Raw genomic sequence first — 13,956 nt, 5'->3', positions numbered from 1 at the left:
GCCCGCGCCCGGCGGCCGCTGTTGGATCAGCATGATGCTGCCCGCGCCCTGCGGGCCGCTGCTCCATCAGCGCCCCGCGCGCCGCCCCTCCGCAAGGGGCCTGCGTCCCGCCCGCCGCGCGCCTAGCGTGAGCAGCACCACCCCGCCGCGAGGACGCGCGCGGGGCCGGACTTCCCGAGGAGAGACATGCCTGCACTGACCGACACCTTCACCCTGTCCAACGGCGTCACCATCCCGAGGATCGGCTTCGGCACCTGGCAGATCGAGGACGGCGCCGACGCGTACGACGCGGTGACCACGGCCCTCGAGGCCGGCTACCGCCACATCGACACCGCCCGCGGCTACGGCAACGAGGCGAGCGTCGGCCGCGCCCTGCGCGACAGCGGCATCCCGCGCGACGAGGTCTTCATCACCACGAAGCTGCCCGCCGAGGTCAAGGACCACGCCGGCGCGAAGGACAGCTTCGAGACGACGATGGCGGCGCTCGAGCTCGAGCACGTCGACCTGTACCTGATCCACGCGCCGTGGCCGTGGTCGGACATGGGCTCGGACCACCGCGACGGCAACATCGCGGCGTGGAAGGCGATGGAGGAGATCTACGACTCCGGCCGCGCCCGCGCCATCGGCGTCTCCAACTTCGACGTGGCCGACCTGGAGTCGCTGATCTCCGCCACCGATGTGAAGCCGCACGCGAACCAGATCCGCTGGTTCGTCGGCAACACCCAGGATGAGACCACCGACTACTGCCGCGCCAACGGCATCCTCGTCGAGGGCTACTCGCCGCTCGCGACCGGCGGCCTGCTCGGCAACTCCGACCTCGCCGACATCGCGCAGGCGAACGGCGTCTCGGTGGCGCAGCTCTGCATCCGCTACCTCCTCGAGAAGGACGTTCTGCCCCTGCCGAAGTCGACCACCCCCGAGCGCATCCGCGAGAACGCCCAGGTCGACTTCACCCTCTCGGCCGACGACGTCGCCCGCCTCGACGCCCTCGTCGACACGGAGTCCTGACCCGCCCCCCCCCCGAGAACGCAGAAGTTGCGGTAGTCGCGCTCGACCACCGCGACTTCCGCGTTCTCGCGGAGGCCTGCGACACGGGAGAGCCGCGGGGCAGCGCCCTTCATGCTGGTCGAGTAGCCGCGGAGCGGCGTATCGAGACCCACGTGTCGACGGCGGTGGATCTCGATACGCGCCCTTTGTGCGCTACTCGATCAGCATGATCGGGCGGGCGACTCGGAGGAGCCGCGCCCCATGCTGGTCGAGCAGTCGCGGAGCGTCTCGTCGAGCGCCGCAGAGCGGGCCGCATCACTTCCGCTTCTTGGGTGCGCTGATCTCCTTGTCATCGAGAAGCCGGTCGGCGTTCCAGCGGAGTCGCTCGAGGAGACCCGGGGAGCACCCGGACGGTGCCGGCACCGCGTCGAGGGCCTCGCGTAGTCGCCCGATCGTCTCGCGCACGAGGAGGTCGGCCTGCCTCTCGCCGATCACCCGCCAGGAGGTGATCTCGGCGAGGATCCGCTCCATCGAGATCCTGCGATGATCGAACTGCCCGTCGACGGCGAGTGCGAGGTCCCAGGAGATGAGGCCGTCCTGGAAGAGGTTCGGCAGCGCGTCGTAGATCGGCGCGAGTCTCGATCCCTCTGGGAGATGGAGGATGGCGACGTTCTTCGCGTGTGCGTCGTTGTCGCCGATCGCCACTGTGTAGGCGAGTCTTCGGATCCAGTCGCGGACCGCGGCCGCCCCCTCCGGGATCGACCCGAGCAGCTCGGCGATCCGCGCGGCGGAGGCGCGACGAGGGTCGTTCGGCCACGCGGGGTCCTGGAACTTGACGGCCGAGTCCCGCCAGTCGAGTCCGAGGGCCTGCGCGAGATCCTCCTGGTGGTGGAGGAGGACCTCGCCATCGTGGATCTCGCGATCGAAGCGCTCGATCGCGAGGTACGTCGTCATCGCGGCGGTGTGGAGGGAGCTCTCGAACGTCGCGAGCCCCAGGTGCTGAGCGAGGAGGTGACTGTAGTGCTCGTCGTGGATGCGGTGCGGGCGGGAGGGGATCTGAGGTTTCAGGATGTGCGTCGAGTGCGCGCGGCCGTGGGGGGCGGCCCAGGCCCCCTCGATCCTCGCGACGAGCACCTTCGGCTGGAATCCGGGCAGTGTCGACCGGCTGTCGGCGGGGATCCCCTGGTCGCTGTCCTTCAGAGCCTGCGTGAGCCTGGCCGACAAGGACGCGTCGTCCAGTCGCTCGTAGGACGGGCTCTGGAGCGGATTCTCGTCCGGTCGGCGGAGGGTGACGGCGCCGGCGACGGATCCGCCGAACTCCGTGAGGAGCGCGAAGAGGTCGTCCTTGTCGATCCGGCGCTTCGCAGCCATCCGCTCCCGGTGGCTCCCCTCGGGGACGTAGCCGCCGAGGAAGTCGGAGACGCGGAGGGAGGCCGGCGTTCGACCGCGGATCGTCGCGAAGGACTCGGTGAGGACGACCTCCTCGTCGTAGTCACGAGCGATCCGCAGGTCGACGCGGCGGCCGCCGTCCGCGGGTGATACCGAGCCGACTCGGCGGTCGTGGAGGAAGAGGTCAAGCTCGGGCATCGTCGTCACGGTATTCGAGGGACACAGTGATGCCGAGCTCGTGCAGGATGCGGAAGAGCCGTTTGGCGTAGAGCGTCGGCTCCCCGGTCTCCAGGTTCACGACGTACTCGCGCGAGAGGCCGATCCGCTCCGCGAGCTCGGTCTGGGTCAGCCCCGACTCCTCGCGCACGGCGCGGACGACCGAGGCGAGATCGCTCGCTTTGCGCGCCTTGATGGTCGGCACTGCTCCTCCTGAGGGCTCGGAGTCCGACCCGTGTCGCGACTCTCCTGTGGGCAATTCCTCACGCTACCGGCTTGTGAGGAAAAGTACACAGGAGCGTGTTGTGAGAATATTCACACACCCGGGTCCTGTGGGAGAGTCCTTCGGCGGTGGATCTCGATATGCGCCCTGCAGGCGCTACTCGATCAGCATGATCGCGCGTGAGACTCGGAGGAGCCGCGCCCCATGCTGGTCGAGTAGCCGCGGAGCGGCGTATCGAGATCCACGTGTCGACGACGGTGGATCTCGATACGCGCCCTGCGGGCGCTACTCGATCAGCATGATGGACGGGGCGTCAGGCGAAGCGGAGCAGGTGGGCGCCGTGGGGCTCGAGGGCGAGCGCGACCGCGCCGTCGACGACGGGGAGGGGCTCGCCGGTCCAGACGTCGACGGGGGTGCCGGAGCAGCCGAGGTCGGCGAGGTGCGCGGAGTAGTCGCGCGGGGCGTCGCCGAGCCAGAAGACGCCGCGCCACTGCACGTCGCCCTGCCACGCGCTCCAGACGACGAGGTCGCCGTCGCGGACGATCTCGCGGCTGCCGTCGCTGCCGAGCAGGGCCAGCACGTCGTCGTTCGTCAGCAGCGCCAGCGTCTCGGGCGGGGTGTCGGGCAGGTGCCCGCCCATCATCAGCGGCGACCGCAGCAGGCACCAGAGCGTCACGAGCGTCCGCTGCTCGGCGGGGGTGAAGCGCGAGAGGCGGTCCTCGCCCACGTGCGCCCGCACGCCGATCCGTCCGAGCGGCAGCATGTCGGCGTCGGCCCACGCGCCCGGCCGCTGGTGCGGCGCCCAGCGCGCGGCGCGCTGGAACTGCTCCTGCAGGTGCCCCCAGTCGTCCCAGAAGTCGTCCGAGATCCGCCACATCTGCGCGGTGTCGCGGAGCAGGTCGAGGTTCTCCAGCGACAGCTGCTTCCCCGGCGAGAGGCTCAGCACCATCGGCCGGCCGGTCGCGTCGATCGCGCGGGAGAGCGCGGCGATCTCGTCGGCCTGGATCGGCGGGTAGAGCACGTCGTCGAGCTTGACGAAGTCGACGCCCCAGGAGGCCAGCTGCGCCATCACCGAGTCGCAGTACTGCTGCGCGCCCGGCACCGCCATGTCGACGCCGTAGTTGTCCGGGTTCCACGGGCAGACGTTCCCGCGGTCGGCGATGTCGGCGCAGGTCGCGTCGGAGCCGAGGATCGGCAGCCCGAGCTCGGCGGCCCGGCGGGGAACGCCTCGCATGAGGTGCACGCCGAAGCGCAGCCCCAGGGCGTGCACGTGCGCGGCGAGCGCGGTGAAGCCGCCGGTCGCGGCGGAGGGGAAGCGGCCGACCGCGGGCTGCGGCCGCCCCCAGTCGTCCAGGACCGGCTCCGACACCTCCTGGTAGTCGCTCGTGCCCGGATCGGGCTCGTACCACTGGATGTCGACGACGACCGTGTCCCAGCCGTGCGGCAGCAGGTGCTCGGCGAGGTACTCGGCGTTCGCGAGCACCTCCTCCTCGGTGACGGAGGCGCCGAAGCAGTCCCAGCTGTTCCAGCCCATCGGCGGGCGGCGGGCCGCCTCGGTGCGCGTCGCGGCAGTGCTCATGGCGGTCACGCGTCCGACCCTTCCACGCCCGATCCGGACGCGCCCGACACGGTCTCGACGGCCCCTCCCGCGGCAGACCCTCCCGCGACAGACCCTTCCACGCCGGCCTCCGCCAGCTCCAGCGACACCGTCGCGAAGGAGTGCGGCGGCAGCGTCACCCGCAGCCCGGTCGCCGTCGTCTCGAGCCCCTCGAGCGCGACCGGGCTGACCGCGTCGGCGTCGCCCGGCCGGTTGTGCGCCTGCGGCGAGTCGGCGGTGAGGAGCCGCCCCGTCGCTCCGGTCACGGCACCGCCGCGGAAGGACAGCTCGATCTCCAGCGGCTCGTCGAGGTCGACGTTGGTCATCGAGACCAGCACGCGGCCGTCCTTCACCGAGGCGGAAGCGGAGGCGAGCGCGATCTCGCGCCCGTCGACCGCGTGGGTCGGTCCGGCGACCGTGGTCGGCAGCGCCGTCGCGTCCTGGTGCCCCTTGTTCATCTCGAACACGTGGTACGTCGGCGTCCGCACCATCTCGCCGCCGTCGGGGTCGGTCAGCAGCATCGCCTGCAGCACGTTGACGGTCTGCGCGATGTTCGCCATCGAGAGGCGGTCGGCGAAGGCGTGGAAGACGTCGAAGTGCAGCCCCGCGACCATCGCGTCGCGGATGGTGTTCTGCTGGAAGAGGAAGCCCGGGTGCGTGCCCGGCTCGACGTCCCACCAGGTGCCCCACTCGTCCAGCACCATCCCGTACTTCTTCTCGGGGTCGTGCACGTCCATCACGGCGGCGTGCGAGCGCAGCAGCTCCTCGATGCCCTGTGCGGCGACGATCGTGCTCCAGTAGGCGTCCGCGTCGAACTCGGTCGCGCTGCCCTTCGCCTGCCAGCTGCCGCCGATCGTGTAGTAGTGCACCGAGATCGACTCCCACGGCACGGAGGAGAAGGGGTGCCCCTCGATCTCGGGGATCACCTCCATCAACGTCTGCGTCCAGTGCGTGTCCGCGCCGTCCGCTCCGGCGGCGATCCGGTGCAGCGGCACGTCGTTGCCGCTCTGCACGAAGGTGCCGAACTGGCGGGCGAGGTCGGCGTAGGCGCCGGCGCGCATGTTGCCGCCGCAGCCCCAGGTCTCGTTGCCCAGGCCCCAGTAGCGGACGGTCCACGGCTCCTCGCGGCCGTGCGAGCGGCGCAGGTCCGCCATCGGCGACTTCCCGGACCCGGTGAGGTACTCGACCCAGTCGGCCATCTCCTGCACGGTGCCCGAGCCGATGTTGCCCGAGACGTAGGCGTCGGCGCCGAGCAGCTCGCAGAGCGCCATGAACTCGTGGGTGCCGAAGGAGTTGTCCTCGGCGACCCCGCCCCACTGGGTGTTGATCAGGCCCGGGCGCTCCTCGCGCGGGCCGATGCCGTTGGTCCAGTGGTAGCGGTCGGCGAAGCAGCCGCCCGGCCAGCGTAGGTTGGGGATGTCGAGCGCGCGCAGGGCCTCGACGACGTCGAGGCGGATCCCGCCGGCGTTCGGGACGGGCGAGTCCTCGCCGACCCAGAAGCCGTCGTAGATGCAGCGGCCGAGGTGCTCGGCGAAGTGGCCGTAGACGTGCTTGCTGATGGTGGCGCCGGGACGGTCGAGGTCGACGGTGACGGTGGTGTTCACGGGGTGCTCCAGGGTGGTGGCGGACGGGTCGGCGGCGGCGGTTCCGGCGGCGGCGGTGTCGAGGACTGCGGTACTCAGGGCGGCAGTGCCCTCGGCGGCGGTGCTCACGCGGTCTCGCGGACGAGCCGCAGGACGATCGCGCGGTCGGCGTGGAAGGTCGGCAGGTCCAGGCCCGCCTCGCCCAGCAGGCTCCCCGAGTAGGCGGGGGCCGGGGCGCCGGAGTCCAGCGGCACCGTCGACTCCAGCCAGTGCGGGCTCTGCCAGGGCGGTCCGAGCGAGCCGGGGCGCGCGGTCTCGATCCGGTAGCGCGCCCGCGGATCCAGGCCCGGGAGGCGGACGCGGCGGCGCGAGTCCGCGGTCAGCGCGGGCGTGACCAGCGTGTAGAGCGCCTCCGAGCCGTCCGGCGCGACGACGCCGCGCAGCGACGGAGCATCCGGATCGGAGTCGTCGCCCCCGACGACCCGGCCGGTCGCGATCAGCTCGCGGTGCTCGCGGTACGCCGCGATCCAGCCGGCGAGCACGGGCTCCTCCTCCGCGTCCAGCTCGCGGAGGTCCCACTCGATCCCGAAGTGGCCGAGGAAGGCGATCGCGCAGCGGGTGTGCAGGTCGCTGGTGCGCCCGGTGACGGAGTTGACCGGCGAGGCGACGTGCGAGCCGAGCATCTCCGGCGGCACGAGCAGTCCGGTCCAGCGCAGCATCCGCGAGCGGTCCAGCGGGTCCTGGTTGTCGGAGGTGTGCACGCGGTCGGTGCGCTCGAGGATCCCCAGGTCGACCCGGCCGCCGCCCGAGGCGCAGCTCTCGATCTCGAGCTCCGGGTGCCGCGCGCGCAGCTCGTCGATCAGCCGGTAGAGCGCGAGCGTCTGCTCGTGCACCGCGGCGGTCCCGGTGGCGGGGTGGCCCGCGTCGATCAGGTCGCGGTTGTGGTCCCACTTCAGGTACGCGACGCCGAGATCGGCGACCAGGCCGTCGAGCACGCCGAGGATGTGCGCGAACGCGTCGGGGTTGGTCAGGTCGAGCACCTGCTGGAAGCGGAACCGGGGCGGCAGCTCCTCGCGGGCCCGCAGGATCCAGTCGGGGTGCGCGCGGGCGAGGTCTGAGTCCTCGTTGATCATCTCGGGCTCGACCCAGAGGCCGAACTCCATGCCCAGGCCGCGGACGTGCTCGGCGAGGGGGAGGAGGCCGTCGGGCCAGGAGACGGGGTCGGGCGTCCAGTCGCCGAGGCCCGCGCGGTCGTCGCTCCGGCCGAGGAACCAGCCGTCGTCGAGCACGTACCGCTCGACCCCGAGGGCGGCGGCGCGGTCGGCCAGCTCGGCGAGGACGGCGAGGTCCTGGTCGAAGTAGACCGCCTCCCAGACGTTGAGCGTCACCGGGCGCGGTCGGCGCGAGGAGCGGGAGACCCCGCGGAGGTGGGCGTGGAAGCGGGCGGCCGCGGCGTCGAGGCCGTGGCCGAAGCTTCCGGAGATCCAGGGGGAGGAGTAGCTCTCGCCGCTCGCGAGGCGCACCTCGCCGGGCAGGAGCAGCTCGCCGCCGCGGAAGGCGAGCCAGCCGTCGCCGCGCTCCACCGCGTGCTCGTGGTTGCCGCCGATGCCAACGTGGCAGAGCCAGACCCGGCCGTCGGCGGAGTCGAAGCCGGGGGTGCCGACCGCGACGACCGTCGTCGCGTCCAGGCCGGTGCGGCCGCGGCGCGAGGAGCGCGAGTGGGTGCCGGTGACGACGGGGTGGCGCTGGGGGATCTTCTCGGTGCCCCAGCGGCCGGAGAAGTCCAGGATCTCGCGGGCCTCGGTCGGGATGCGGAGGGCGGGGTCGACGCCGATCACCTCGAGGTGCCCGGCGCCGTCGTTGCGGACGGAGACGCGGGTCCTGAGCAGTCCGGCGGGTGAGAGAACGATCTCCAGGACGACGCCGATCCGGGCCTGCGCGTCGTGCGCCTCGACGGTCACGGCGGCGCTGCCGGGCTGCGCGACGGCGCCCTCCGCGAGGGCCTCGCCGTCCACCGAGACGGTGTCCACGGTCAGTCTCGGCGACCAGCCGGCACCCTCCCGGTGCACCCGGAGACCCGGCAGACCGGCCCAGCCGAAGGTGTGCTCGGGCAGGATCCCGGGCTCGTAGGGGACGTCGGAGGAGCCCTCGATCCCCGTCCGCACGGGAGTTCTTGCGAAAGCTGCGAGATCGTCGTCGCTCGCGTCGAGTCGCGGCCCCCAGTGCAGCAGCACGGGCAGGTCGCCTCCCGACTGAGTGAGGAGGGCGGACACGTCATCGGCGACGAGATGGATCACTCTCGGGGATTGCATGTCCCCATTCCTATCGTCGATCCTGGTCTGAGTACAGCGAGAGATCGATCTCGACCCTCGGTCGGATCGACCGCCGCGCCGATCGACCCGCGCGGATCGACCCGCGCGGATCGACCGCCGCTCGCACCGCTCATCCCCACCACCCACCGCCTCGACGAGGAGCACCCATGCCGCTGACCCACCCGGCCCCGCACGAGACCCGCCTGGAGCGCGGGGTGCTCGACGCGCGGCGGCGGCTCAACCGCGACTACCTCCTCTCGCTCACCGACGAGGGGCTGCTGCAGAACTTCCTGATCGAGGCCGGGATCGGCGACCAGGGCTGGCACCTGCACCCGTCGCAGGACTCGCGCGAGGCCCGCGGCCTCGACCGGCACTGGGGCTGGGAGACGCCGGGCTCGCAGCTGCGCGGGCACTTCCTCGGCCACTGGCTCTCCGCCGCGGCCCGCGAGGTCGCGGTCACCGGCGACCCGCTGCTGCGCGTCCGGATCGACTCCGTGCTCGACGGGCTCGAGCGCTGCCAGGAGGAGAACGGCGGCGGCTGGATCTGGGCGATCCCGCGCGGCTACCTCGACCGCCTCGCGACCGGCCGCCCGATCTGGGCGCCGCAGTACGCGATGCACAAGCTGCTGATGGGCCTGGTCGACCTGCACCGCGACCTCGGCGACGAGCGGGCGCTGCGGATGGCGCGGGCCGCCACGGTCCCGCTGCTGGAGTGGGTCCGCGGCTTCGACGACGCCGCGTTCCAGGAGATCCTCGAGGTCGAGACCGGCGGGATGCTCGAGGTCTGGGCCGACCTCCTCGCGATCACCGGCGACCCCGTCTACGCCGAGCTGCTCCGCCGCTACGACCGCCGCTCCCTCTTCGAGGGCCTGCTCGAGGGCCGCGACGTGCTGACCAACATGCACGCCAACACCACGATCCCCGAGGTGCTCGGCGCGGCCCGCGCCTACGAGGTCACCGGCGACGAGCGCTGGCGGAGGATCGTCGAGGCCTACTGGGAGCAGGCCGTCACCCTCCGCGGCATGTTCTGCACGGGCGGTCAGACCTCGGGCGAGATCTGGACGCCGCCGTTCGCGTTCGCCGCCCGCCGCGGCGAGAAGACGCAGGAGCACTGCGTCGTCTACAACATGATCCGGCTGGCCGACGTGCTGCTGCGCTGGACCGGCGACCTCGCCTTCGCCGACTACATCGAGCGGAACGTCTGGAACGGCCTCCTCGCCCAGCAGAACCCGCGGACCGGGATGGTCGCCTACTTCCTCCCGCTCGAGGGCGGCGCCCGCAAGGACTGGGGCAGCCCGACCGAGGACTTCTGGTGCTGCCACGGCACGCTGGTGCAGGCGCACACCCGCCACTCCGGGCTCGTCTTCTACCGCGGCGGTGACGCCGAGCTGACGATCGCGCAGCACGTCGATGCGAGCCTGCGCCTGCCGACCGCCGCCGGCGACGCGGCGGTGCGGGTCGAGGTGCTCGACACCGCCGGCTACGTCGGCCCGGACGCCAACGCGGGCGCCGCGGGCGACCTGCACCGCCCCACCGCCTCGCGGATCCGGGTCGAGATCGTCTCGGCGGAGGGGGTCGCGCTGCACGTGCGGCTGCGGGTGCCGGAGTGGACCGTCGGCGAGCCGGGGGTCGCGGGCGACTCCGAGCGCGTCCGGGCGGGCGACGGCGCGCTCCTGATCGAGCACCCCGGCGGCCGCACGAGCATCGACCTCGCGTTCGGCACCGAGATCCGCGCCGTGCCGATCCCGGACGAGCCGGGCACGGTCGCCTTCGTCGAGGGCCCGATCGTCCTGGCCGGCCTCGTCGACCGCGAGATCGAGCTGCGCGGACGCCTCGAGGACGCCCCCGCCCTGCTCGCCCCCGACAACGAGCGGCAGTGGACCCAGTGGCTGCGCGGCTACCGCACGATCGGCCAGCCCGCCGCCGTCCGCTTCCGGCCTCTGCACGAGGTCGTCGACGAACCCTTCTCGCTCTACTTCCCGGTCTCGGCCGGGAGCTGATGGACAGGATCCCCTCCGTGACCTGCGCTCCGCGCTCATGACCGCCTCCACCGCCACTCGCGCTGTCCGGGCGATGCCCCGCGGCCGCCTCCTGCTGCCGATCTTCGCGATGCTCGTCGGCTTCGGGCCGCTCACCATCGACCTGGTGCTGCCGTTCCTGCCGACGCTGCAGGACGATCTCGGCGTCTCGGTGGCGACCGCCCAGCTGGTCGTCACCGGCGCCACCTTCGGCTTCGCGGCCGGCCAGCTCGTCTCCGGACCGCTCAGCGACGCGGTCGGCCGCAAGTGGCCGCTCGGCGTCTCGGCGGCGCTGCACATCGCGGCGAGCCTCGTCGCGGCGATGACCTCCGACACCGCCGTGCTGCTCTCGGCCCGCTTCGTCCAGGGCGCCGCCTGCACCGCCGCGGGCGTCGTCGTCACGGCCATCGTCCGCGACCTCTACAGCGGCAAGCGGCTCGTCACGATGCTCGCGAACCTCGCCGTGATCGTCTCGGTCTTCCCGATCCTGGTGCCCTCCGTCGGCGCGCAGCTGACCAAGGTGATCGACTGGCGCGGCTCCTTCCTCGCGGTCGCCGCCTGGGGAGCGCTCGCGACCGTGATCGCGCTGCTCGTGCTGCCCGAGACGCTGCCCCGCGAGCGGCGGCACCAGGGCGGGCTCGGTCCGTCGCTGCGCAACTCCTTCGGGATGCTCCGCCGGCCGCGCGTGCTGGCGCTCGCCGCCGCCTCGGCCGCGGGCTGGTCCGTCGGCTTCGCGTATCTCGCGACCGCTCCCTTCCTCTACACGAACGTCTACGCGGTCGGGCCGGACCTGTACGGGCTGCTGTTCCTGATCACCTCGCTCGTGACGATCGCGGTCGGGCAGACGACGGGCCGGGTGATCGTGCCGCGGTTCGGACCCCGGTTCGCGATGTTCGCCTCGGCGATCGTCACTGCGCTCGGCGCCGTCGTGGTCGCGGTGCTCGCGCTCACCGGCACGCAGCCGCTGCTCGTCGTCGTCGGCGCGCTGACCTTCGCGCTGGCCGGCCGCTCGCTCGGCTTCGCCCCGGTGCAGTACCTCTCGCTGCAGGGCCCGTCGAGCGAGGCGGGCAGCGTCACGGCGATCCTCGGCACGGTCAGCTTCACGGCGGCCGGACTGGTGATGCCGGTGATGGGCGCGTGGGCCGAGATCTCGCTGATCCCGTTCGCGATCCTGCTGCTCGTCGCGGCGCTGGTCGAGGGCGGCGTCGCGCTGCTGTTCCGGCCGGGCTCGCGGCGCTTCGATCCGGGGGCGCAGCGGCTCGAGGACGAGCCGGCGCCGGCGGACGCGGCCGACATCCGCACGCACGACGAGAAGCACTGACATGACCCTCCGGGAAGGAACCACCGTGGAACTGCGCTCCGGCGACCACACCCTCCGCGTCGAGGCGGGCGGCCTCGAGGTGCTCGCGGGCGAGCGCGTCCTCTACGCGAACGACCGGCCGCTGCGCGTCACGGTCAAGACCGTCGCCGCGATCAGCGAGTACTCCGGCGCTCCCTACGACGACGTCTCGCTGTCGGAGGGGGCGATCACCGCGAGCGGGACGATCACCGTCCGCTCCGGGTCGGCCTTCGCGATCACCGACGTCTGGCGCGTCGCGGGCGACGGCTTCTCCGTGCACCGCGACGTCGAGGTGCTCGCGGCCGGCGGCGACCTCGGCTTCTCCACCGCCGTCTCGCTCGGCCTGATCGGGTCCGACGACCTCCGCGACTACGAGTGCTTCGCGCCGGGCGCCTGGTACCGCGACAACGACTTCGGCCCCGCCGACGCGATGGGCCGCGACCCCGGCAGCGAGTACTTCTGGCGCACCGAGACGCACTACGCGCTGCCGCTGTTCGCCGCGCAGAGCCTCGCGACCGGTGAGACCGTGGCGCTCTCGCGCTGGGCCGCCGACGCGACGCTGCCGCGCCTGGACGTGGTCCGCTCGGAGAACTTCACCGACCCGGAGTGCACCGTCGGCTCGATCGGCCTGAGCCGCCCGCAGGGCACGACGCTCAACTACCTCTACTACGGCTTCGGCGTGCGGACCCCGCTCGACGTGCCGCCCGCGGGCCTGTCGATCGACTACGTCTACCCGGGCGCCGACGGCGAGCGCCCGATCGACAACCCCTACTCCGGCCTCGACTACGACGCCGCCCCGAAGGCCCTGCAGCGGGTGAACCACCCGGTCGAGGTCGGCTTCCGCCAGCGCTACGCCGTCGCCGTCGACCTCGGCCGGTACGACGACTTCGCGACGATGATGCGCGCCACCTGGCGCAGCACCTACGCCCGGCTGCGCGACGACCTGTTCGAGGTCGACAACGAGCGGCACTTCCACCACGGCATGGCGATCCTCCGCCGGCTCACCCGCCGCTACGGCGACTCCTGGGGCCTGCCGTTCGCCTGCCAGCTGCCGGACCTCGACGTCTCGAGCGTCTCCTTCCAGTTCGGCTTCGTCGGGCAGCAGCCCGGCATCGGCTACCAGCTGCTGCGCTACGGCGACCGCGAGGGCGTGCCGGAGGCGTTCGAGCAGGGCGTCGGCATCGTCGACTTCTGGGTGCGGACCGCGCTGCCGGAGTCGGGCCCGCCGCGGATGTGCTTCAACCCCTCGCTCGGCGGCTTCGAGCCGTACCCGCACTACCTGCGGATGCTCGCCGACGGCGTCGAGGCGATCCTCGACGCGTACCTGCACCTGCGCGACCTCGGCGACGAGCGCCCGCTCTGGCTCGAGTTCTGCCGGCGCACCGCCGACTGGCTGCTCGAGGTGCAGGACGCCGACGGCAGCTTCCACCGCGCCTACAACGCGGACGGCTCGGTGCGGATGGACTCGCGCTCGAACACCCCGAGCGTCATCCGCTTCCTCGTGCAGCTGCACCTCGTGTCGGGGGAGGGGCGCTACCGCGAGTCCGCCGTGCGCGCCGGCGAGTGGTCGTTCGCGACCATCCACCGGACCCTGGAGTACCGTGGCGGCACCTGCGACAACGCCGACATCCAGGACAAGGAGGCGGGCATCTACGGGCTGTTCGGCTTCCTCGCGCTCTACGACCTGACGGAGGAGCCGCGCTGGCTGGAGGGCGCCGTCCGCGCCGCCGACTACACGGAGACCTGGACCTACGCGTGGTCCTTCCCGGTCCGCGCGCCCTGGGCGCATCCGTTCAACCGGTACTCGATCAGCGGACAGAGCATCATCACCCTCGGCGGCGGCGCCGACGTCTACATGGCGGCCTGCTCGTACAGCTACTACCGGCTGCACCTGATCACCGGCGACGAGCACTACCTGGACTTCGCCGAGTTCCTGCACCGCAACACCCGCCAGTCGACCGACGTCGACGGCAGCGTCGGCTACGCGATGCCCGGCCTCGGCCACGAGAGCGGCGACTTCGCGACCCAGACCCTGCGCAGCCACCACCACTGGCTGCCCTGGTGCACCTTCGTCGAGGTCGACCCGACCTCCCGCCTGCGCGACACCTTCGGCGTCTACGAGATCGCCGATGCGCAGCGCCTGCCGCCGGCCGAGCGGGCGGCCCGCAACCGCGTCTACGACCACTACGGGCGGCGGGACGGCTGACGGCGTCCGGGGTGCGGCGGTACCTCCGGCTCGCGGAACCGCCTCCGGCTCGCAGGATCCGGCCGTTTCCGCGAGCCGAGGCGTGT

At 72.3% G+C, this 13,956-nt stretch carries 9 protein-coding genes; 4 read left to right on the top strand and 5 right to left on the bottom strand.

Annotated elements, in window-relative coordinates:
- Positions 1 to 186: 186 nt before the first annotated feature.
- Positions 187 to 1,008, top strand: coding sequence for an aldo/keto reductase (locus tag HQQ82_RS09335; RefSeq protein WP_173232739.1), 822 nt, complete (start codon positions 187 to 189; stop codon positions 1,006 to 1,008).
- Between the two features lie 294 nt (positions 1,009 to 1,302).
- On the opposite strand, the gene HQQ82_RS09330 is transcribed toward HQQ82_RS09335, so the two are convergent.
- The 5 genes from HQQ82_RS09330 to HQQ82_RS09310 form a co-directional block, all read right to left on the bottom strand.
- The gene (locus tag HQQ82_RS09330) at positions 1,303 to 2,574 is read right to left on the bottom strand and encodes a type II toxin-antitoxin system HipA family toxin (protein WP_160090935.1); all 1,272 of its coding nucleotides are present in this window, start codon (positions 2,572 to 2,574) and stop codon (positions 1,303 to 1,305) included.
- Positions 2,561 to 2,797, bottom strand: a complete 237-nt coding sequence (locus HQQ82_RS09325) for a helix-turn-helix domain-containing protein (protein ID WP_160090934.1) — start codon at positions 2,795 to 2,797, stop codon at positions 2,561 to 2,563. The genes HQQ82_RS09330 and HQQ82_RS09325 overlap by 14 nt, the downstream gene beginning before the upstream one ends.
- 331 nt (positions 2,798 to 3,128) lie before the next feature.
- Positions 3,129 to 4,394 carry an alpha-galactosidase gene (locus HQQ82_RS09320; protein ID WP_254071401.1) on the bottom strand — a complete coding sequence of 422 codons (1,266 nt, stop codon included), beginning with the start codon at positions 4,392 to 4,394 and terminating at the stop codon, positions 3,129 to 3,131.
- 5 nt (positions 4,395 to 4,399) lie between these two features.
- Positions 4,400 to 6,016 carry an alpha-L-arabinofuranosidase C-terminal domain-containing protein gene (locus tag HQQ82_RS09315; protein ID WP_173232993.1) on the bottom strand — a complete coding sequence of 539 codons (1,617 nt, stop codon included), beginning with the start codon at positions 6,014 to 6,016 and terminating at the stop codon, positions 4,400 to 4,402.
- Between the two features lie 104 nt (positions 6,017 to 6,120).
- Positions 6,121 to 8,307 (bottom strand): alpha-galactosidase, encoded by a 2,187-nt coding sequence (locus HQQ82_RS09310; protein WP_173232738.1) that lies wholly within the window; start codon positions 8,305 to 8,307, stop codon positions 6,121 to 6,123.
- A 167-nt stretch (positions 8,308 to 8,474) separates the two neighbouring features.
- On the opposite strand from HQQ82_RS09310, the gene HQQ82_RS09305 reads away from it, so the two are divergent.
- Genes HQQ82_RS09305 through HQQ82_RS09295 form a run of 3 tightly spaced genes read left to right on the top strand, consistent with a single transcriptional unit; the run spans position 8,475 to position 13,870 of the window.
- On the top strand, positions 8,475 to 10,307 hold the full coding sequence (locus HQQ82_RS09305; RefSeq protein WP_173232737.1) for a beta-L-arabinofuranosidase domain-containing protein: 1,833 nt from the start codon (positions 8,475 to 8,477) through the stop codon (positions 10,305 to 10,307).
- Positions 10,308 to 10,344: 37 nt separating this feature from the next.
- On the top strand, positions 10,345 to 11,646 hold the full coding sequence (locus tag HQQ82_RS09300) for a multidrug effflux MFS transporter (RefSeq protein WP_173232736.1): 1,302 nt from the start codon (positions 10,345 to 10,347) through the stop codon (positions 11,644 to 11,646).
- Between the two features lie 25 nt (positions 11,647 to 11,671).
- Positions 11,672 to 13,870, top strand: coding sequence for a hypothetical protein (locus HQQ82_RS09295; protein WP_173232735.1), 2,199 nt, complete (start codon positions 11,672 to 11,674; stop codon positions 13,868 to 13,870).
- The last annotated feature ends 86 nt before the right edge of the window (positions 13,871 to 13,956 follow it).

Source organism: Rathayibacter sp. VKM Ac-2856 (assembly GCF_013205055.1).
Taxonomy (GTDB): Bacteria; Actinomycetota; Actinomycetes; order Actinomycetales; family Microbacteriaceae; genus Rathayibacter.
This window is presented reverse-complemented; position numbering and strand designations above follow the sequence as displayed.

Bases quoted from the DNA above. Each gene is read 5' to 3' on its own strand.
- HQQ82_RS09305 (WP_173232737.1), top strand. From the start codon at position 8,475: ATGCCGCTGACCCACCCGGCCCCGCACGAGACCCGCCTGGAGCGCGGG.
- HQQ82_RS09300 (WP_173232736.1), top strand. From the start codon at position 10,345: ATGACCGCCTCCACCGCCACTCGCGCTGTCCGGGCGATGCCCCGCGGC.
- HQQ82_RS09330 (WP_160090935.1), bottom strand. From the start codon at position 2,574: ATGCCCGAGCTTGACCTCTTCCTCCACGACCGCCGAGTCGGCTCGGTA.
- HQQ82_RS09310 (WP_173232738.1), bottom strand. From the start codon at position 8,307: ATGCAATCCCCGAGAGTGATCCATCTCGTCGCCGATGACGTGTCCGCC.
- HQQ82_RS09320 (WP_254071401.1), bottom strand. From the start codon at position 4,394: ATGAGCACTGCCGCGACGCGCACCGAGGCGGCCCGCCGCCCGCCGATG.
- HQQ82_RS09335 (WP_173232739.1), top strand. From the start codon at position 187: ATGCCTGCACTGACCGACACCTTCACCCTGTCCAACGGCGTCACCATC.